Source organism: Achromobacter sp. B7, assembly GCF_003600685.1.
Lineage (GTDB): Bacteria > Pseudomonadota > Gammaproteobacteria > Burkholderiales > Burkholderiaceae_B > Achromobacter > Achromobacter spanius_B.
Genome location: NZ_CP032084.1, coordinates 2,991,992 through 3,010,712, shown reverse-complemented (window position 1 = coordinate 3,010,712; position 18,721 = coordinate 2,991,992). Strand labels below are relative to the sequence as shown.

The 18,721-nt window shown below is 64.6% G+C and carries 20 protein-coding genes; 7 read left to right on the top strand and 13 right to left on the bottom strand.

Annotated elements, in window-relative coordinates:
- Positions 1–140: 140 nt before the first annotated feature.
- The 4 genes from DVB37_RS13645 (at position 141) to DVB37_RS13630 (ending at position 3,321) form a co-directional block, all read left to right on the top strand.
- The gene (locus DVB37_RS13645; RefSeq protein WP_120155653.1) at positions 141–473 is read left to right on the top strand and encodes a helix-turn-helix transcriptional regulator; all 333 of its coding nucleotides are present in this window, start codon (positions 141–143) and stop codon (positions 471–473) included.
- Positions 470–895 (top strand): arsenate reductase (glutaredoxin), encoded by a 426-nt coding sequence (gene arsC, locus DVB37_RS13640; RefSeq protein ID WP_120155650.1) that lies wholly within the window; start codon positions 470–472, stop codon positions 893–895. The genes DVB37_RS13645 and arsC overlap by 4 nt, the downstream gene beginning before the upstream one ends.
- Positions 896–971: 76 nt before the next feature.
- Positions 972–1,742: an arsenical resistance protein ArsH gene (arsH, locus tag DVB37_RS13635; RefSeq protein WP_371683135.1), complete on the top strand. Its 771-nt coding sequence runs from the start codon at positions 972–974 to the stop codon at positions 1,740–1,742.
- Positions 1,743–1,920: 178 nt separating this feature from the next.
- Positions 1,921–3,321, top strand: coding sequence for a ferric reductase-like transmembrane domain-containing protein (locus tag DVB37_RS13630; RefSeq protein ID WP_120155648.1), 1,401 nt, complete (start codon positions 1,921–1,923; stop codon positions 3,319–3,321).
- 93 nt (positions 3,322–3,414) lie between these two features.
- Here DVB37_RS13630 and DVB37_RS13625 read toward each other — a convergent pair whose 3' ends face one another.
- From DVB37_RS13625 to DVB37_RS13580, 10 genes are all read right to left on the bottom strand, one after another.
- Entirely contained in the window at positions 3,415–4,371 is a 957-nt protein-coding gene (locus DVB37_RS13625; protein WP_120157487.1) for a tripartite tricarboxylate transporter substrate binding protein, read from the bottom strand.
- A gap of 106 nt (positions 4,372–4,477) precedes the next feature.
- Entirely contained in the window at positions 4,478–5,278 is an 801-nt protein-coding gene (hpaH, locus tag DVB37_RS13620) for a 2-oxo-hept-4-ene-1,7-dioate hydratase (protein ID WP_104145477.1), read from the bottom strand.
- A gap of 54 nt (positions 5,279–5,332) precedes the next feature.
- Positions 5,333–5,752, bottom strand: coding sequence for a nuclear transport factor 2 family protein (locus tag DVB37_RS13615; RefSeq protein ID WP_104145478.1), 420 nt, complete (start codon positions 5,750–5,752; stop codon positions 5,333–5,335).
- A gap of 15 nt (positions 5,753–5,767) precedes the next feature.
- Positions 5,768–7,093 carry an NAD(P)/FAD-dependent oxidoreductase gene (locus DVB37_RS13610; RefSeq protein ID WP_104145479.1) on the bottom strand — a complete coding sequence of 442 codons (1,326 nt, stop codon included), beginning with the start codon at positions 7,091–7,093 and terminating at the stop codon, positions 5,768–5,770.
- A complete protein-coding gene (locus tag DVB37_RS13605; protein ID WP_104145480.1) occupies positions 7,090–7,410 on the bottom strand; it encodes a non-heme iron oxygenase ferredoxin subunit in 321 nt (106 codons plus the stop codon). Before DVB37_RS13605 ends, DVB37_RS13610 begins: the two co-directional genes overlap by 4 nt.
- Position 7,411: 1 nt before the next feature.
- Complete coding sequence (locus tag DVB37_RS13600) at positions 7,412–8,680, bottom strand: aromatic ring-hydroxylating dioxygenase subunit alpha (protein ID WP_104145481.1); 1,269 nt, start codon at positions 8,678–8,680, stop codon at positions 7,412–7,414.
- 18 nt (positions 8,681–8,698) lie between these two features.
- A complete protein-coding gene (locus tag DVB37_RS13595) occupies positions 8,699–9,190 on the bottom strand; it encodes an aromatic-ring-hydroxylating dioxygenase subunit beta (protein ID WP_120155645.1) in 492 nt (163 codons plus the stop codon).
- Positions 9,191–9,271: 81 nt separating this feature from the next.
- Positions 9,272–10,372, bottom strand: a complete 1,101-nt coding sequence (locus DVB37_RS13590; protein ID WP_120155643.1) for a cupin domain-containing protein — start codon at positions 10,370–10,372, stop codon at positions 9,272–9,274.
- A 33-nt stretch (positions 10,373–10,405) separates the two neighbouring features.
- Complete coding sequence (locus tag DVB37_RS13585) at positions 10,406–11,404, bottom strand: ornithine cyclodeaminase family protein (RefSeq protein ID WP_120155639.1); 999 nt, start codon at positions 11,402–11,404, stop codon at positions 10,406–10,408.
- Positions 11,397–12,263, bottom strand: a complete 867-nt coding sequence (locus DVB37_RS13580) for a fumarylacetoacetate hydrolase family protein (RefSeq protein ID WP_120155637.1) — start codon at positions 12,261–12,263, stop codon at positions 11,397–11,399. The genes DVB37_RS13585 and DVB37_RS13580 overlap by 8 nt, the downstream gene beginning before the upstream one ends.
- A 216-nt stretch (positions 12,264–12,479) precedes the next feature.
- Here DVB37_RS13580 and DVB37_RS13575 point away from each other — a divergent pair, with 216 nt between their 5' ends.
- The 3 genes from DVB37_RS13575 (at position 12,480) to DVB37_RS13565 (ending at position 14,552) form a co-directional block, all read left to right on the top strand.
- Positions 12,480–13,211, top strand: a complete 732-nt coding sequence (locus DVB37_RS13575; RefSeq protein ID WP_104145486.1) for a GntR family transcriptional regulator — start codon at positions 12,480–12,482, stop codon at positions 13,209–13,211.
- A gap of 214 nt (positions 13,212–13,425) precedes the next feature.
- Positions 13,426–13,911: a DUF421 domain-containing protein gene (locus DVB37_RS13570; RefSeq protein WP_240434111.1), complete on the top strand. Its 486-nt coding sequence runs from the start codon at positions 13,426–13,428 to the stop codon at positions 13,909–13,911.
- Between the two features lie 80 nt (positions 13,912–13,991).
- A complete protein-coding gene (locus DVB37_RS13565; protein ID WP_120155632.1) occupies positions 13,992–14,552 on the top strand; it encodes a DUF4142 domain-containing protein in 561 nt (186 codons plus the stop codon).
- Between the two features lie 16 nt (positions 14,553–14,568).
- Here DVB37_RS13565 and DVB37_RS13560 read toward each other — a convergent pair whose 3' ends face one another.
- The 3 genes from DVB37_RS13560 to DVB37_RS13550 are packed head-to-tail and all read right to left on the bottom strand — an operon-like array spanning position 14,569 to position 18,666.
- Positions 14,569–14,949, bottom strand: a complete 381-nt coding sequence (locus DVB37_RS13560; protein ID WP_120155630.1) for a hypothetical protein — start codon at positions 14,947–14,949, stop codon at positions 14,569–14,571.
- A gap of 4 nt (positions 14,950–14,953) precedes the next feature.
- A complete protein-coding gene (locus DVB37_RS13555) occupies positions 14,954–17,485 on the bottom strand; it encodes a cbb3-type cytochrome c oxidase subunit I (protein ID WP_120157486.1) in 2,532 nt (843 codons plus the stop codon).
- 47 nt (positions 17,486–17,532) lie between these two features.
- On the bottom strand, positions 17,533–18,666 hold the full coding sequence (locus DVB37_RS13550; protein WP_240434110.1) for a c-type cytochrome: 1,134 nt from the start codon (positions 18,664–18,666) through the stop codon (positions 17,533–17,535).
- Between the last annotated feature and the right edge of the window lie 55 nt (positions 18,667–18,721).

The window sequence follows — 18,721 nt, the reverse complement described above, 5'->3', positions numbered from 1 at the left end:
CCTCTTCTTTCGCCTTGGTGTATTACGCATAATGTATATTATGTAAAGTAAGAATTTGACCTGGTTCTGAATTCCGCCCCGTAACCGCACACCGCACCCTCTACATTCCGACACTTCAACAATTGTTGTAGTATCCGCGAATGGATAAAACCACCGCCGTCACTGTCTTCGAATCGCTGGCCTCCGGTGTCCGGCTGGACATCTTTCGCCTGTTGGTGCGCGCGGCGCCCGACGGCTGCGTGGCTGGCCAGATCGCGGCGGAACTTGACTTGCCCCCGACCAACCTGTCTTTTCACCTGAAGGCGTTGACGCAATCTCGTTTGCTGACCGTCGAACAGGAAGGACGCTACTTGCGCTATCGCGCCAACACCACCCTGATGTTCGGACTGGTTGATTACCTGACCGCCGAATGTTGCAGTGGCGTGGCGTGCGCCAAGTCGCACGACTTAACCGAACCTCACAGGACACCATGAACCCCGTCACCATCTATCACAACCCCAAGTGCGGCACCTCGCGCAACACCCTGGCGCTGATTCGCAACGCCGGCATCGAGCCGCAAGTCATCGAATATTTGAAGACGCCGCCGGATCGCGCAACGCTGGTCGATCTGATTTCCCGCGCCGGGCTGTCGGTAAGAGACGCGATCCGCCAGAAGGAATCGGCGTACCAAGCGCTGGGCCTGAATGACGAATCGCTGTCCGACGCGGCGCTGATCGATGCCATGCTTGAAAACCCCATCCTCATCAACCGGCCCTTTGTCGTCACCGCTGCGGGCGTGCGGCTGTGCCGGCCATCGGAACTGGTGCTGGACATTCTTGACCAGCCGCAGCGCGCCGCGTTCACCAAGGAAGACGGCGAAGTCGTGGTCGACGACAGCGGACGCCGCGTGCGCTAGACCGTCGCCAGGCTGTCGCGGCTGCGCGCCTGCCACCTGCCCTTCCCCATCCCGTTCAAACGGAGCTCTACCCTCGATGGACGACCGCTTGCCCGCTTCAAAGGAAGCCAATTACGCGTTGGACGACGCGTTGGACGACGCCCTGCCCGCGTTGGACGATGCCCTGCTGGACGTGCCCAGCCACGACAAGCTCTCCCTGGCCCATGGCGCCTCCCATCCGCCGCGCATCCTGTTGCTGTACGGCTCGCTGCGCGAGCGTTCTTACAGCCGGCTGCTGGTCGAAGAAGCCGCTCGCATTCTGAACCGATTGGGCGCCGAGACGCGCATTTTCGATCCGCGCGGCCTGCCGTTGCCGGACGGCGCGCCTGCCGATCATCCCAAGGTGGCCGAGCTGCGTGCGCTGTCGCTGTGGTCCGAAGGCCAGGTGTGGTGCAGCCCCGAACGCCACGGCACGTTGACCGGCGTCTTCAAGAGCCAGATCGACTGGCTGCCGCTGGAGACCGGCAGCGTGCGCCCCACGCAAGGCCGCACGTTGGCGGTCATGCAGGTGTCGGGCGGGTCGCAGTCTTTCAACGCGGTTAACGCGCTGCGCGTGCTGGGCCGCTGGATGCGGATGGTCACCATCCCCAACCAATCATCGGTGGCCAAGGCGTTCCAGGAATTTGACGATGCCGGGCGCATGAAGCCTTCCGCCTACTACGACCGCGTGGTCGACGTGATGGAAGAACTGGTCAAGTTCACCTTGCTGGTGCGCGACCGCAGCGACTACCTGACGGACCGGTACAGCGAACGCAAAGGCGTGGCCCAAGAGGTCGCGCGCTTGGCGCGCGAAGCAATGGCGCCTTGAAAACCTTGATCTTTGTCCAAGACTTTCGCCGGATGCAGGACTATATTCATCGAACAATTCGGTGACAGAGAGGGTCGCGGTATCCCGTCACCGCAGAGGTATCTTGATGGCCCGTTCCATCAACCACGTCGACAGCGCTTGCCCGGACCCATGCGCGCGCTGAACCCGAAGGAGCAAGATGCGCGCGATCAAGCTGACACTGGTTTTTTCCTTGCTGTTAGTCGCGCTGTTGTGGGCGCTGGCCGATTCCCGGTTGTGGGACGCATCAAGTCCTTATACGGTGCGCGCCGCGCTGATCCAGTTGTCCGGCTTGCTTGCCCTTGCCTGTATGAGCCTGGCGCTGGTGCTGGCGGCGCGCCCGCGCTGGCCCGAGCGACCGCTGGGCGGCCTGGACAAGATGTACCGGCTGCACAAATGGTTGGGCGTCGGCGCCCTATTCTTCTCGCTGCTGCACTGGTTGTTCAAGAACGGCTTTCGGCCCGCGATCCAGTGGGGCTGGTTCGAGCCCGGCGCCCGGCCGCCGCGCCAGCCCCCGGTTGATGTCGTCGACACGTTTCTGCATCGGTGGCGGCACGACGCGGAAGCGCTGGGCGAATGGGCGTTTTACGGTGTCGTGGTGTTGGTGGTGCTGGCGCTGCTGCGCTTTTTTCCCTATCGGCTGTTCTACAAGACGCATCGGATTATCGCGGCCCTATTCCTGGTGCTGGTCATGCATGCCGTGGTTCTGCTGGACTACGGCTACTGGACGCAGCCGGTGGGGTGGCTTGCCGCCGCACTGATGGCGGCCGGCAGCGTGGCCGCCGTGCTTTTGCTGCTGCGGGCCACCAACAGCGGGCGACAAGTGTGGGCGAAGGTGGTCGGCTTGACGCATTTTCCGGGGGTGGAATCGCTGGAAATCGAGTTGGAAACCAGCCCGGGGTGGCCGGGCCATCGTCCCGGCCAGTTCGTCTTTGCCATGTCGAATGCGTCGGAAGGCCCGCACCCTTATACGATTGCTTCCGCCTGGAAACCCCACGCGGCCCGCATCACCATCATCGCCAAGGCGCTGGGCGACCATACCCGCCGCTTGCCGCAAACCCTGAAACCGGGCCAGGCGGTACGCATCGAGGGCCCCTACGGCGACTTCACGTTTGACGACGGCATGCCCCGCCAGATCTGGGTGGCGGGCGGTATCGGCATCACGCCCTTCGTGGCCCGCATGGACGCGCTGGCCGATGCCAAGGCGAATGTCGATGCGAATGCCAACGGCAATGGCAACGGCAACGGCAACGGCAACTCCCACCCTGCCACGCCGCCAGCAATCGACCTGATTCACGTGACCACCGAAGTCGATGACGCCGCGCTTGCCCGGCTACGGGCGCGCGCCGAGGCAGCCGGTGTGCGGCTGCACCTATTGATTCGCGCGCGCGACGGCAGGCTCAATGGTGAAAGGCTGCGTGCGCTGGTGCCCGCATGGCGCGAGGCCAGCCTCTGGTTCTGTGGCCCCTCCGCATTGGGCGAGGCGCTACGCAAGGATCTGGCCGCCCACGGCTTCCCAGTCGCGCGTCATTTCCATTTCGAGCTGTATAGGATGCGTTAGCGCATTCGTCCGGGCGCCACCGAGGCCGGTGCCCGGTTATCAAAGGAAGCGCGTGACCGTGTGCCGCCGATCACGCCTCCTTTCCCGCCGCAGTCAATCGATCGCGGCGCCCGCCGTTTTCACCACTTTGCCCAGCCGCGTGTATTCCTCGGCGCCAAAGTCCGCCAGCGACTGGCGCGATGTGGGCGACGGGATGGCGCCGCGCGATTCCAGGGCCTTCTTGACCTCGGGCTGTTGCAGCGTGCGCTTGACCGCGGCGTTCAGCTTGTCCAGCACGGCGGGTGGCGTGCCTTTCGGCGCGTACAAGCCGTCCCAGGCGAAGAATTCATAACCCTTCACGCCCGCCTCGTTCATGGTTGGAATGCTCGGGTTGGACGCGACCCGTTCAGGCGTGGTGACGGCCAGCGCGCGCAATTTGCCGGCGGCAATCTGGCCCGACACGTTCGGCATGACGTCGATCAGGAACGAGATGCGTCCGCCCAGCAGGTCCGTCATGGCCGCGCCGCCGCCCTTGTAGGGGATGTGCATGACCTTGATGCCGGCCATCTGGTTCAGCAGTTCACAGGCAAGGTGCGACGACGTGCCGTTGCCGGCCGACCCACAGGTCAAGTCACCGGGGTGCGACTTGGCGTAGGCCAGCAACTGCTCCAGTGTCTTGAAACGGTCATCCGTGCCGTTTACGACCAGCGCGGCCGCAATGACGGTAAAGCGCGAGATCGGTTCGAAGTCGCTCGGAGTGTAGCCGGGAGATTTGTACAGCCAATGGTTGGTGGCCTGCGTGCCGTTGGTGCCGTACGACAGGGTGTAGCCATCCGGGTTGGCCCGCGCCGCGATGGAGGTGCCGATATTGCCGCCCGCGCCGGGGCGATTTTCCACGATGATGGACTGGCCAAGTTCACGCGATAGCGGTTCGGCCACCAGCCGCGCCAGCGTATCGCCGCCGCCGCCGGCCGCAAACGGCACGACCAATGTGATGGCGTGCGCGGGCCAGGCAGCCTGTTGGGCTACGGACTGAGTGAACGGTGCCGCTGCACAGGCGGCGGCCACCATGAAAATCAAGGGCTTAGAGGGTTTCACTGCTTGTCTCCTGTGGGGATATCGAACGCGCCTGCGCTTGGGGTTTAGGGATATCGGGCGCGCTGTTGTGATGCCGGTGTCAAACAAAGCGACAGCTGACCGAACCAAGTGGGCCGTAGTCCACATGGAACGTGTCGCCGGCGTCGGCAAAAACGGGCCGGGTGAACGAACCGCTAAGAATGATCTGGCCGGGTTCCAGCGACACGCCGTGTTCGCCCAGCTTGTTGGCCAGCCAAACCACGCCGTTGGCGGGATGGTTGAGCACGCCTGCGGCCAGGCCCGTTTCTTCAATCACGGCGTTGCGCGACATCATTGCGCCGACCCAGCGTAGGTCCATGTCGCCCACGCGCACCGGGCGGCCCCCCATTACCACGCCCGCATTGGCGGCGTTGTCGGCAATGGTGTCGAAGACCTTGCGGGGCCGCTTGGAATCGGGGTCGATCTGGTGCGACCGCGCATCAATGATCTCCAGCGCCGGAATCACGTAGCGCACCGCGTCCAACACGTCGAACAGGGTCACACCGGGGCCTTGCAGGGCGCGGTCAAGAATGAACGCGAGCTCGACTTCCACACGCGGCACGATGAAGCGGCCGCGCGGAATCTCGGCGCCGTCGGCGAACAACATGTCGTCAAGCAGTGCGCCGTAATCGGGCTCGTCGATCTGCGATGACAGCTGCATCGCACGCGAGGTCAACCCGATTTTGTGGCCGACCAGACGGCGGCCCGACGCAAGCTTGTGCGCGACCCATTCGCGCTGAATCGCGTAAGCGTCTGCAATGGTGATGTCGGGATGGTCCAGCGATAGCTGGCGCACCTGACGGCGGCTTTGCTCGGCTTCGTGCAGCCGTAGCGCCAGTGTTCTTATGGTTGTGGCATCCATTCATGTCTCCTTGGGGGCTGAATTTGTTTTTTCGTGCGTGGGAGGGTCGCCGGCTTACTCCGGTGGCAGATGGCGGCGGCTGCTCTTGTCGGCCAGGCGCCAGCCCTCTTTTGTTGCCACAAGCACGTCCTGGCACTCACGGATGGACACCAGTCTCGGTGCCCCGCCCTGCTCTTGCGGCACGCTTTCGTAGGCGGTCAGGAAGTAGCCCACCGTGGCGTGCGTGCGGTCCGTCGATACCAGCCGAAGGTTAGTGATGACATGGCAGGTGCTGCGCTCGGGCGCGCGGGCCTCCAGCGCCGCCAGGACTTCGTGCGGGCCACTAAGCTTGCGCCCCTGGCGCATCCAGACGCCGTCTTCGGCCATCAACGCGGCGGCGGCGTCATGGCGGCGGGTGTCCAGCGCATGAAAAAAACTCAGAACGACCGCTTCGCAGGCGGCTTTGATCGGCATGACTTCTGAAAGCGGTTCCATCTGGCTTCGGCTCCGTTAGCGGATTTCGGCATTGGCCAGCGGCACGTCGGGCCGCTGCAACAATGCGGGGTTCACAAGCGCACGTTGGGCGATCCACTTGCGTAGCTGCCGCAGATCGCGCGGCGCGTTCACGGTGACGGCTGCCACTACCCGACCGCCGCCGTCCAGCGCCACCGACACCAAGGCTCCCGCGTCCGTTTGCGGGCGCAGCACTTCGCTTGCGGCAAGCGCGGGAAAGCCCACGATTTGCACCATGGCGTCGTATTGTTCGGACCAGACTGCGCCGGTGGGCAGATACGGCGCGGGTTCGCCGAGCGCGGACAGGGCCGCCGCCGTGCCTTGGTCTTGCGCGTTTTGCCAGGACTCCAGGCGCATCGTTCCCCCGGCTTCAGCATGCGTGGACACCGCCACGTCGCCCGCCGCGTACACGTCTGGCGCAGAAGTGCGGCAGTATTGGTCGACCAGCACACCGCGCTGGCAGGCGATGCCGGCCTCGCGCGCCAAGGCATCATTGGCTTGCAGGCCCACGCCCAGCACCACGGCGTCGGCGACAAGGCGTTGCCCATCGGTCAGTTCGGCCAGGGGGTGGGAGCCAGTCAGCTCGGCTACGGACCGGGACTGGGACTGCGATTGGGACGGCCGCCCCGCTTGCGATTCACCTGGTTCGCGCAGCACCGCGCGCAGCCCCACGCCCAAACGAACGTCGACGCCCTGCGCGGCGTGCATCGCGGCCAAATGCGCGGACACGGCGGGAAGCACGCTGCGGGCGCATAGCCGATCGGCTTGTTCCAGTACGGTGACGCGGGTGCCGGCCTGGCGTGCCGTGGCGGCGACTTCCAGCCCGATCCATCCGCCACCCACGATCACGATGTGCTTGCCCGGCCCCAAGCAGGCGCGCAGGCGCAGCGCGTCGTCTCGGGTCCGCAGCACGTGGACGCCATGGGCGTCCGTAAAGGCCCCTGCGCCCTCGCCCCATGCCACGCCGGGCAGCGGCGGCACGATGGGCCGGCCGCCCATGCACAGGATCAGCTTGTCGTAGGCGATTGCGCCACCGTCGGACGTATCCACCTGCTTGTCCGCCAGCCGCAATCGCGTGGCGGCGATGCCTGGGCGAAAGGAAATATCCAGGGCTGCCAGGCGTTCGGCGGAGAACAATTCGGTGCTTTCGGGCGGCACACTGCCACTCAGTACCGCCTTGCTCAAGGGCGGGCGCTCGTAAGGCGCGTGCGCTTCGTCACCTAACAAGATGATGCGGCCTATGTAGCCCCGTTCGCGCAAGGTGGTGGCGGCCCAACCGCCCGCCTGCCCCGCGCCGACGATGACGATCGTGCCGGCGTTCACGGCGTTTGCGCCTTCAAATAAACCGTATCCGCCTCGACGCGGACCTCGTAGCGGCGCAGATCCGTGGTGACCGGCGGGCATTGCGGCTTGCCGGTGCGGATATCGAACACGCCCTGATGCAGCGGGCATTCAATCGTGCCGTCCTCCAGGTAGCCGTCGGCCAGGCTGGCGTTGCCATGCGGACATCGGTCCTGCGTGGCGCAGATTTCGTCGGGCAGCTTGTACAGGCAGACCGCGTCGCCCTCGTGCATCACGCGCAATGTGCCGGTGTCGGGCGAAATGTCCGCAATCCGTGCAACGGGTTTCCAGGTATCCATATCAAAGCCCCATCGCCTTGCGGTAATAGTCATAGAACGACCGGATCAGCACTTCGGTCACCATGTAGTCGGCCGGCTCGGTATCGCGCCCGCCCATCTCGACAATGCCGCGCGCCTCGGGGTATCCCGTGACGCCGATCTGCACCTGGTTCAGCATTTCGCTGTCGTCCATGGACACGAAGCCGGCCGGGCCCAGCAGATTGGCGTGCTTCAAGCGCAGCCGGGTCATTTCCTCGTCGTCATCCTCGTAGCCGTAATAGGTAAAGACCAACTCGTGCTCGGTTGGACTGCGGGGGATCACATGGCGCGTCTTGAGCGAATTGGCCTGGATGCCGAATTGTGCGGCGGGAAATACCCAGGCACCCCCTACGCGGCCTCGGTTGAATTCAGCTCGCGGGGTCACGGTCTCCAGGTCCAGCAGTTCCAGGTCGTCCCGAAAACGGCTCATTTCGGTGGTGGCTTCTGTCTTCTTCTTGCCTTCGTTGTGCGACACCATGACGCTATGCGCGCCGCCGCCCGTGGGGATGCACTCGGACTTGGAATCCGCGCGCCACAGGCCGAACGTGATGTAGAACGTGTGCAGCAAGGTGGCGTGGTACGGGTCTTTCAGGTTTTCCAGGTACATCTTCCAGTTGCTGGGAATCAACTGGCGGCTGTATCCCAGCAGCTTTAGCGGCTTGCCCGGCAGCATGTGGTCGATTTCGGCCAGCACTTCGGGGCCGCAATAGTCTTCAAAGCTGGGCGCTTCTTCGGAGAACGTGGCCCAGATGGACCCGCCTCGATTTACGCTGCGCAGCTTGCGGATGCCGTTCTGCTTGGGGTCGAAATCGCGCGGCATGCCGCCCTTGCCCATGGCGCCACGTCGGAACGGCACGCCTTGCAGGTTGCCGTGCAGATCGTAATTCCATTGGTGATACGGGCAGGTGAAGTCGGTGACGCGGCCGGTGTTCTGCCAGCAGATCTGCGCGCCGCGATGGGCGCAGCGGTTTTCCAGCACATTCACATCACCGGTTTCGGTACGCACCATGATGACCGGGCGGTTGCCGATCCAGTTGCGCTTGTAGCTGCCGGTCTCGGGCACTTCGCATTCCAGGCCCACGTAGTTCCAGGTCTGGCCCGCGAAGAACACGTCCATTTCTTTTTGAAAGATCGCGGGGTCGGTGTAGACCCAATTGGGAATACGCGTGTAGCCCTCTTTGGGCCAGCGGCGTTCCAGGTGAATGGGGGCCGTGGCAGCGGTGTCCAGCACGGCGGAATCGGAACAGGTCATGGCTTTTCCTTAGCAGATTCAGATGGGCACGATCAGCGACGTGCGCACGCGATAGTTGTCGTACACGCAGTCGCGGCGGCTGATCGCCAGGCCGTCGGGGGTGACGCACAGCACGTCCAGATAGCGCCCCACCATGTTCAAGGTGGGTTCGCGGTCGGACAGCGACTCCATCACGGCGAAGTTCGCTTGCGACACGATGTGGTCGCCCTGTAATTCCATGACGCGCACGCCACTAATGAAATGGCGCAGCGAACGCGGTTCGAACATGGTGGTTTCGCGCAGCGCGGTCACTCGGTCGCGGACCATGTTCTTGTTCATGCAATAGATCAGGCCCAGCGGCAGGCCGGCGTCGTGGTTCTCGCGAGACAACACGCGGTAATGGCAGTCTTCGGTGAAGAAGTCGGGCCACTCTTCAAGCCGGCCTTCGTCCAGGCAGAAGGCATAGTCGTCGTAGAAGTCCCGCAGTTGGGCGCGCAAGGCCGGCGCGTCGGACAGGTCAGTCAGAGTCATGGTGGATCCGGATGGCGTTGGATGAAAAGGCGCGGAGATGGCCGGGGTGTGGCGGTGCCCGGCAGTGTTTGACGACGACTGTCAGGACGCCGCGGCCAGCTGCGCGCGGTTGCTTTCAAAGCCGCTCTGGCTGCCCAGCGCCAGGATGGGTTCCTGCATGCGCTCCTGCCAGATCAGCGATTCCATGGCGATCTGCAGCGGGTGGTCCTGTACCGTCAGCGCGGACGTGGTCTCGGTACCGGAATGGTGCGAATGCATCGCCCAGCCGGGCGCCGACAGGATCAGGTCGCCCGCCTTCCAGTCCAGCCGCACGCCGTTGACCTTGCTGTAGCCGTTGCCGCGCAGGTAGTAGTTGATGGCCGACGAGCTGTGCCGATGCGGCACGTGGTGGTTGTCCGGCGGTGATGACGAGATGGTGGCGAAGAAACTGTGCGTGGTGCCGATGCGCCGCTCGGTTGCCGGGTTGTACAGCACGAACAGGCGGCGGCCGTTGTAGCCGCGTGCCATGTCTTCCACCGTCGGCAGATAGCGCGACACCGCCTGCCACGGCCAATGCAGCGCCTTGGATTCCAGCACGTCGATATCGATCAGCCATTCGTATCCCATCAGCCAGGCGCCCTCGGGCGTGATCTGTTCGCGCAGCGCCAGATCGCGCGAGCGAGCCGCGTCAGGGGCGCGGGGCGGCACGGGGCGGGTGTTGGCGTCCGCGGGCGGCACGTCGCCGTCAAACTCCTCGACGTAATGGATTTCCAGCTTTTCCAGTAACGGTGCGTTCGAATACGACAGCCGCACCCAAGGGGTCTTGCCCTCGTTGCGGTAAGCGTGCACCTGCATCGCGGGCGTGTTCCAGACGTCCCAGTGCCCCACGCGGATATCGCGCCCGGCCACCGTCGCGATGCCCTCGCCGCTGATACAGATTTCCAGCATGTTGGAGTTCTTGCGCAGGTTGTAGGTGCGTTCACCGGGGTTGACGACGTTGATGGTCACATCGGTACCTGGCGCCAGGCCCAGGCCGGGTGCGGTGGCCTGTGGGTGCGTAATGAGCGAGGCGCGGCGGCCGTTGTCGGGCCGGGGTGCGTCAATCAACCGCGCGATTTCCAGATCGATGTCCTCTTTCGGGATCACGATCGACGGCCACTTGTTTTGTTCGCGGGGGCTGGCCCCACTGACGTCGACGAACATGTTTGTTTCCTCTGTTTTGTTGATGGATCGGGATCAGGGCTGCGCCAGCAGCAGGTTTTCGCGGGTCTGCGGGGGCAGCGCCACGCCCAGGCCGTGTTCGCGGGCGTGCTCATAGACCACGCGCGCCATCGCCAGGTCGGACAGGCCCATCCCCATGCCCTTGAATATCGTCAGCCTCGCGTCCCTGGGTCGTGCCTTGCCGTCCGCCAGCCACTGGCCCAGCACCGACACGCTGTCCCACGGCGCGGCATCCGATCCAAAGCGTTCGCGCAGTTCGCGCGAGCCCTTGCGGGCGTTTTCAAGGTCGTCGACCACTACCTCGTCGGCCAGCTCGAACACGTCCTGGGCAAACTCGGCCTTGGCGGGCAGGATGGCGCCCACGGCGTTCAGGTGCCGGCAATCGGCCAACATGGCGGCATTGACGAACGGCTCGACGGCGCGGGTGATCAACGTGACGATGTCGCCGCCCTCCAGCGCGTGCTCAAGGCTTGGCGACTCCTGGACGTCGAACCCATACTTGCCCGCCATGCTGGCCACGAAGGCGCGGCGCTTGTCGGGGGTGGGGCTGTAGACGCGGACTCGTCGTAATGGACGCACCGCCGCCAGCGCAGCCAATTGCGTGACGGCCTGCGGGCCGGTGCCGATCAACGCGGCCCGCGTAGCGTCGGCCGGGGCCAGCGCCCGTGTGGCCACGCCGCTGATCGCCGCGGTGCGCAACATGCCCAGCGCCCGCGCTTCGATCACGGCGCGCAAGGTGCCGGTGTGCGCGTCGAACAGACTGAACAGCGACCCGCCGCCCGCCTTCGTGTGCACCCAGGTCTTGAAACCGGCGTAGCCGCCCTGCCCCGTCTGCACGGAACCCAATGCATGCATTGAGCTGCCGTCGCCCCAGGTGGCCAGTGTTTTGGGCAGGTTGCGGGCTTGCTCACGGGCTTGCGCCACCAGCATGCTGTGCAGCGCGTCGATGGCGCGGGGGATGTTCAACGCCGAGACGACGTCCCGCTCTGTCAGATACAGCAGCGCATCATTCATGCGCGTCTCCCGATGCATGGGCCGGTTCGTCGGCCACGGTGTTGACCAGCGTGCCCACGCCGGGAATGTCCACTTCCAAGGTGTCGCCCGCGGCCATGAATCGCGGCGGCTTGCGGCTGGAACCCACCCCTTCGGGCGTGCCGGTGGCGATGATGTCGCCCGGCGATAAAGGGGTGAATGCGCTGATGTAGGCGATCAATTCTGGAATGGGGAAGATCAGGTCCGACACGTCGCCCTGTTGCATCAGTTCGCCGTTCAACCGGGACCGCACCTGCAACCGGATCGGGTTGCCCACTTCGTCCGCCGTGACCAGCCACGGTCCGACGGCGCCGCTGCGTTCGAAGTTCTTGCCAGGCGTGACCTGCGCGTTGTGCTTTTGGAAGTCGCGCACCGAGTTTTCGGCCATGCAGGTGTAGCCGGCCACATGCGCCAGCGCGTCTGCGGCTGCAATGTGACGTCCACCGCGCCCGATTACCACGGCCAGTTCGCCCTCGTAGTCGAAGCGGTCGGAGGCGCGCGGCTTCCACACCGCCTGCCCATGGCCCACCACGCTATCCGCAAAGCGGACAAACAAGGACGGGTGCGCGGGAAGTTCGCGGCCGGCTTCGGCCACGTGGCGTCCGTAGTTCAGCCCGACGCACAAGATTTTGCGAGGGGCCGGCACGGGCGGCAGCCATTGCAGATCAGCCAAAGACCGGCGCGGCATGCCGTCGGCCTGTGCAGCGCCCGCGATCTGCTCCACGCCGGCTTCCAACGCCGCGATGACGTTGGGCCATACGTGAGTCAACACCACGACGTCGGGTCCCTGTACCACGCCCCAGGCTTGGCGCCCGGCATCCAGGAAGCTGATCAGCTTCATTTTGTCTCCTGTACGTTTGGCGGCTAAGGCATGCAGCGGAGTATCCCGTTGCATGCATTGGGCGGGTTATTTGCCCGCCTTCCGTTGTTTTTCCGAATTATTGCATGCAATTTTGAGGATTCGCAATACGCAATCTGTTCTTATCCGTCCGATTGCATGCAATTTTCTGGGTACACTTGAGCCCTTCCGACACTCTTCAGCCTTTGCCACCGCTCTATGGCCGCTCAGATCGATAAAGTCATTTCAGAACTTCGGGACATGGTGCTTTCGGGCGCGTTGCAGCCCGGCGAGCGTGTCGTGGAGTTGCAGTTCTCGGCGCGTCTGGGCGTTTCGCGCACCCCGCTGCGCATTGCCCTGACCGAACTTGAAAAAGAGGGCCTGCTTGAACGCTTGCCTTCGCGGGGTTTTCGCGTGCGGGCCTTTACCGTGGACGAGATCGGCGACGCCGTAGACGTGCGCGGCGTGCTGGAAGGGATGGCGGCGCGGCTGTTGGCTGAGCGCGGGGCTTCGCAAGAGGTGCTGGACCAACTGACGCAGGCGGTGGATGAAGGCCGCGCGCTGTTGGCCCCGGCGCGCCGCGACCCCAACACCACGGTCGACGCCCGCGCCTGGGGGCAAATCAACCGCCGGTTCCACGAAATCCTGTGCGCCGCCGCAGGCAATCGCGCCTTGTTATCGGCGCTCGAACACAACAACAAGACGCCGTTGGCAGGCCCCGCCGCGCTGACATTGCCGTCGACCCCTTCGCTGTTGGAAACGCCGTTTGTGCTGCGTGCGCAAGCCGATCACGAAGATCTGTTGCGCGCCATCTCGCGCCGCGAAGCGGTCCGCGCTGAAAATCTGATGCGCGAACACGCCTACCGAAGCCGGGAGAACAAACGCGTATTGCTGGAATCCCTGCGCGGCGCGTTGCCTGCGCAACCCCTGCTGGCCGACAGCAGCGCGTAGGCGGCCGGCGTCTATGCGCGCGCAGTCAAGCCCGGATCTGCGCGCGCATTTGAGACCGTATTTGAACTCGTATCTCAGGGGCCACACGGCCAGCCCCCCCACAGGCACGGCATTTGCTGCTTCCTCGGCATCGCCGCCCCAGCGCGGCTTACGCGTTGTCGCCACGATGTCGGATATTGCTGAAATTTTTGCGCTTCAAGCCGGGTTCGCGGAAATGATGGTCCGCGGCACCACCATGTATTGGGTGTTGTATGCGTTGCTGCGCATATCGGGGCGCCGCGACATGGGGTCGTTGGGCGTGGCGGACATGCTGGTGTTGGTGCTGGTGGCCGACGCGGCGGGTAATGCCATGTCGGGCGATTCTTATTCCATGGGCGACGGCATCATCGTCGTCACGACGATTGTCGGGTGGAGCTATCTGCTGGATCGCCTGTGCTATTACATCCCGCCCTTGCAGCGCTTTCTGGAACCGCAGCGTATCTGCCTGATCCGCGATGGCCGCATCCTTGTGGCGGGTTTGAAGCGCGAACACATCAGCCGGGGCGAATTGATGGAACAACTGCGCCTGAAAGGCGTGGGCGACATCAGCCGCGTCAAGCGCGCGTATCTGGAACCCACCGGTGAATTCAGCGTAATCAACCAGACCGAACACCCCGTGCCGGAAAATTCCACGCTTGAGGAATCCGAGAACAAGCCATGACGGCGGGAACGCGGTTTGCTGGATAGCACAAGGGTAGTTCTTATCAACGGCGCGTCGCGCCACCCCCTTGGGAGACGTACATGAAAACTCGCACCCTTACTGCCGCCCTGCTTTCGGTTGCCGCGATTGGCGTTGGCACCGCCGCTGTTGCGCAGCAGACTTCGCCCACCGCGCCCGCCGCGCCGATGGCCGCCGATTCCAAGCTGGACAGCAAAGACCGCGATTTTCTGGAAAATGCCGCACAGTCGGGTCATATGGAAGTGGAAGGCAGCAAGCTTGCCCTGCAGAAGTCGCAGAACGCTGAAATCAAGAGCTTTGCGCAGAAGATGATCGACGACCACGGCAAGGCCGGACAAAAGCTGGCCAGCCTGGCGAAGAGCAAGGGCTATGACGCGCCGACCGAGCCGTCGTTGATGCAGCAAGCCAAGCTGAAGACGCTGGGCATGCGCGACGACGGGTTTGACAAGGCCTATGCCGAAGGCGTGGGCGTGTCGGCGCACGAAGATGCGGTCAAGCTGTTTGAAGACGCATCCAAGAATGCCAAGGACCCGGAGGTCAAGCAGTTCGCGACCGAGACCCTGCCCACCTTGCAGCAGCATCTGCAAATGGCGAAGACGCTGGAACAAGGCGTGAAAAAGTAGCCTTGACGCCAGGCCGCTAGCCGCAGGCGGCAACCAGGAAAACCGGCACGGTCTGCCAAACGACCGCCAACGCCGACAACACGCACAACGCCCCGGTCAGCCAAGCGCGAAAGCGCGCGCCGTCCGGGGCGTTTTCACGTCTGGACCGGCGGGCCGCGTGGCGCGCGGCCGCCGCTATTGCCATCCACGCGGCGACGCTGGCGGCAATAATTACCCAGGACGACACTGGCAGGCCGGCCGCCTGCATCGCGAGCGCGGAAGCGGGCCGCGCGCATGCCAATGCGTTGACGATGTAGATACTTAGAAAGTGCACCATCCAGATGAGCGGGCCGGCAATCAGCAACAACAGGTCGCGGCCGAATGGCGAGGTCAGGCGCGGGGTCGGGGGCAGCTTCATCGCCCTACCCCACCAGCCGGGGAAAGGCGTGCATCAGCCCCAACCCCAACAGACCCTGTGCCACGGTGTAGTGCCACATCATCATCGTGGCGTGATAGCAGGCGCGCCGTGTGTAAGACAGCCTGCCCGCAACCGAGCGTGCCACCGTGAACGCGCCCATCGTCATGGCGATCAATGCAAAAAATGCCTGCAAGCCAGACACCGCGTACACGGCCGCCGCATAGGCAGAGGCCTGCGGCCGCAGCCCATGTGCCCAGTGTCCATGGAGCTCAAGCCCGGAGGCCACGCCCAGCAACACCGCGCCCGTTACCATGCCGGCCCTGAACAGGCCATGCTGTTTCACGCGCAGCCAATGCCCGCAGCGCGCCACCAGCGCGGAGCCGCCCAGCAGCAGGCAGGCGGATAGCACGGGGCGCCCCACGCCGGCCAGTTCCGCGACGTCCGGCCAGGCGCCGGGCGCCGTGGTCCACAGGAATAGATACGCAAAGCACAACGATCCGAAAATGCTGGCGCAGACGATCACCAGCAGCGTCATGGCCCAGCCGTAATGGGAAGCCGCGCCCGAGCACATCATCGGCACACGCTCGCTCGCCCCGATGTCTACGGGCGCGTAGTCCGGCCCGGTGTCGGCGTCCCACAACCAACGCCACAACGATGCCACTGCCAGCACGCCGCAGGCTGCTGCCAACGCATGCATCTTGAAGGTAAGCAGCAAGAAGAATCCTGCCGTGCCCAGGGCGGCCAACAGCGGCAACCATCCCGGGCCGGGCAGCGGCAACACGTAATCGGGCTGCGCGTCCACGGCGCTGGTCACCAGCGTTGAGCGCGTTCCCGATGGTGCGGAAGGCAAGAAATAGCGGCCAGCGGCCACATCGCGCGCCAGGCCAGGCTGGTCCCATAGAGGTTCGCGCGAGGTCACGCGTGGAATGCTGCGCACGCCATAGATTTCGCTGGGTAGCCATTCCAGCGTGCCCGCGTTCCAGACGTTGCCGGCGTTACGGCCGATGGCCGGGCGGAAGTTGCGCGCCAGGTCCCAGATGAACACCAGCACGCCGGCCGCGATCAGGTAGGCGCCCACGGTGGACACCATGTTAAGCAGGCCCCAGCCTTGGCTCTCGGCGTAGGTATAGACGCGGCGCGGCATGCCGGCCAGGCCCGTGAAATGCATGGGAAAAAACGTGACGTTAAAGCCCACGAACATCAACCAGAATGCCCAGCGCCCCAGGCGTTCGGACAAGGCGCGCCTGCTGACCAGCGGCGTCCAGAAATAGAACGCCGCGAACAGCGGGAACACCATCCCGCCGAACAGCACATAGTGCAAATGCGCGACGACGAAATACGAGTCGTGCGCTTGCAGGTCGAACGGAATCACGGCCACCATCACGCCGGTCAGTCCGCCCAGCACAAAGATGAAGAAGAACCCCAGGATGAACAGCATCGGCGTCTTTAAAGGCCGCAAGCGCAGCGCCGCCGCTATCGTCGCGATCCAGGCGAATACCTGGATGGCCGTGGGCACCGACACGGCCATGCTTGCCGCCGACGCAAAGCTTAGCGACAGCGCCGGGATGCCGGTGGCGAACATGTGGTGCACCCACAGGCCGAAGCTGAGAAACCCGGTGCCCACCACCGCCATGACCACCCAGCGGTAGCCCACCAGCGGCACGCCCGTCATGGCGGGCACCATCATCGACACCATGCCGGCGGCGGGCAGGAAGATGATGTAGACCTCGGGGTGGCCAAAGAACCAGAACAAGTGCTGCCACAGCAAGGGGTCGCCGCCGCGTTGCGTGATGAAGAACGGCATGTCGAAGGCGCGTTCCAGTTCCAGCAGCGCCGTGGCCACGATGACCGCGGGAAACGCAATGATGACCATGCCGCAAAACACCAGCATCACCCACGCAAAGATCGGCATCTTGTCCAGGCTCATGCCCGGCGCACGCGTGCGCAGAATACCCACGGCCAGTTCGATGGCCCCCGCGATGGCCGATATTTCGATGAAGCCGATGCCCAGCAGCCACAAGTCCGCGTTCATGGCGGGCGAATATTGCGAGCCGGTCAGCGGGGGGTACATGAACCAGCCGCCGTCGGGCGCCAGGCCAAAGAAGATGCTGCAAAAAAACACCAGCCCGCCCACCGCATAGGCCCAGTAGGCATAGGCCGACAGTCGGGGAAACGGCAGGTCGCGCGCGCCCAGCATGTTGGGCAACAACAATACGGCAATGGCTTCCACGGCGGGCACGGCGAACAGAAACATCATCACGGTGCCGTGCATGGTGAACAGCTGGTTGTACAGCGCGTGCCCGATCAGGTGGCTATCGGGCGCGGCCAATTGCGTGCGCATCAATAGCGCCAGTACGCCGGCTAACAGGAAGAAGAGAAAGGCCGTGGCGATATAAAGCAAGCCAATCGACGCGTTATCGACCACGGTAACCAGGCGCCAGCCACTGGGCCGCCACCACGCCCGCAACAGCGCGCCCTCTTCTTCCTGCGGGCGCGGCGAAGGATTGGGCAGCTTGGGGGTCAACAAGGCGCCCACGGGTGGCGCTTGTGGGGTGGCGGTCGCGGGGGGCTGGGCGTTATCGCTCACTTCAGGCTTTCCAGGTAGCGGGCCACGGCGCGCAGATCTTCGCCTGGCAGTTGGTTGAAGGACGGCATGGGGTTGCCCGGTTTGATGTGTTGGCTGTCGGCGATCCACCCGGCCAGCGCGCCTACGTTGTTAGGCAGCACACCGGCTGCCAGTGACAGGCGGCTGCCTACGTGGGTCAGGTCTGGGCCCAGCGCGCCCCGGGCCGCCGTGCCGCGCACGGTGTGGCATTGCGCGCACGCTTGCTGGAAGACTTGCGCGCCCTGATGCAGCGTGGGCGCGGACGCCTCGGCCGGCCGCACCTCAGCCGGCCGCGCCTCAGCCGGCCGCACCTGAGCCGGCCGCGCCTCAGCCGGCCGCGCCTGAGCCGGCCGCACCTCAGCCGGCCGCACCTCAGCCGGCCGCACCTGTGCGTCTTGCCATGCTTGGTACGCGTCGGGTTCCAACGCCACCACGTTGAACTTCATGTTGGCGTGTTGCGCGCCGCAATATTCGGCGCATTGCCCGGTAAACGTGCCTGCCGCCTGCGCGCGTACCCGCAGGCGGTTCACGCGGCCGGGAATCATGTCCAGCTTGCCCGCCAGTTCGGGCACCCAGAAGCTGTGGATGACGTTGTCGGAACTCAGCTCGAACTCAACCCATGCGCCAACGGGTATGCGAATGTCGTTGGCGGTGTCGAACAAGACGGCGCCCGACGCGTCGTGGTAGCGCACCCGCCACCACCAGAGTTCGCCCTTGACGGCGATGCGCACCGCAGGCTTGGCGCCGTCGCCGGCCATGGAAGGCCCTGTGCTCAACACGTAGACCAGCAACGCAGTCAGCGCGACTACCGGAAACGCGATGCCCGCGCCGACGATCAGCGCGGGGCTGGACAGACGCCGACGCGCGGCGGCCGGGCCAAACAGCGCCACGGCCACCAACGCGAACACCACCACGAAAATCGCCGTGGCGCCGATGAACAGGACTTGGCTGATGTCGGCAATGACATGCGCGCCGTCGCCTGCCGGCCCGCGCGAAATTGCAGCAGGCAAGCGCGTCCCGGCGGAATCCGCCTGCGCGGTGGCAAGCACGTAGGAAAGGATGGCGGCCATGCCGCGCGTCAGCATGTGGCATACCTGGGCAGCCTGTGGCATACCCTGGGGCCTTGCAACGCGTTGTATTTTCACGCTGCCGAACGCGGTGAGCGCG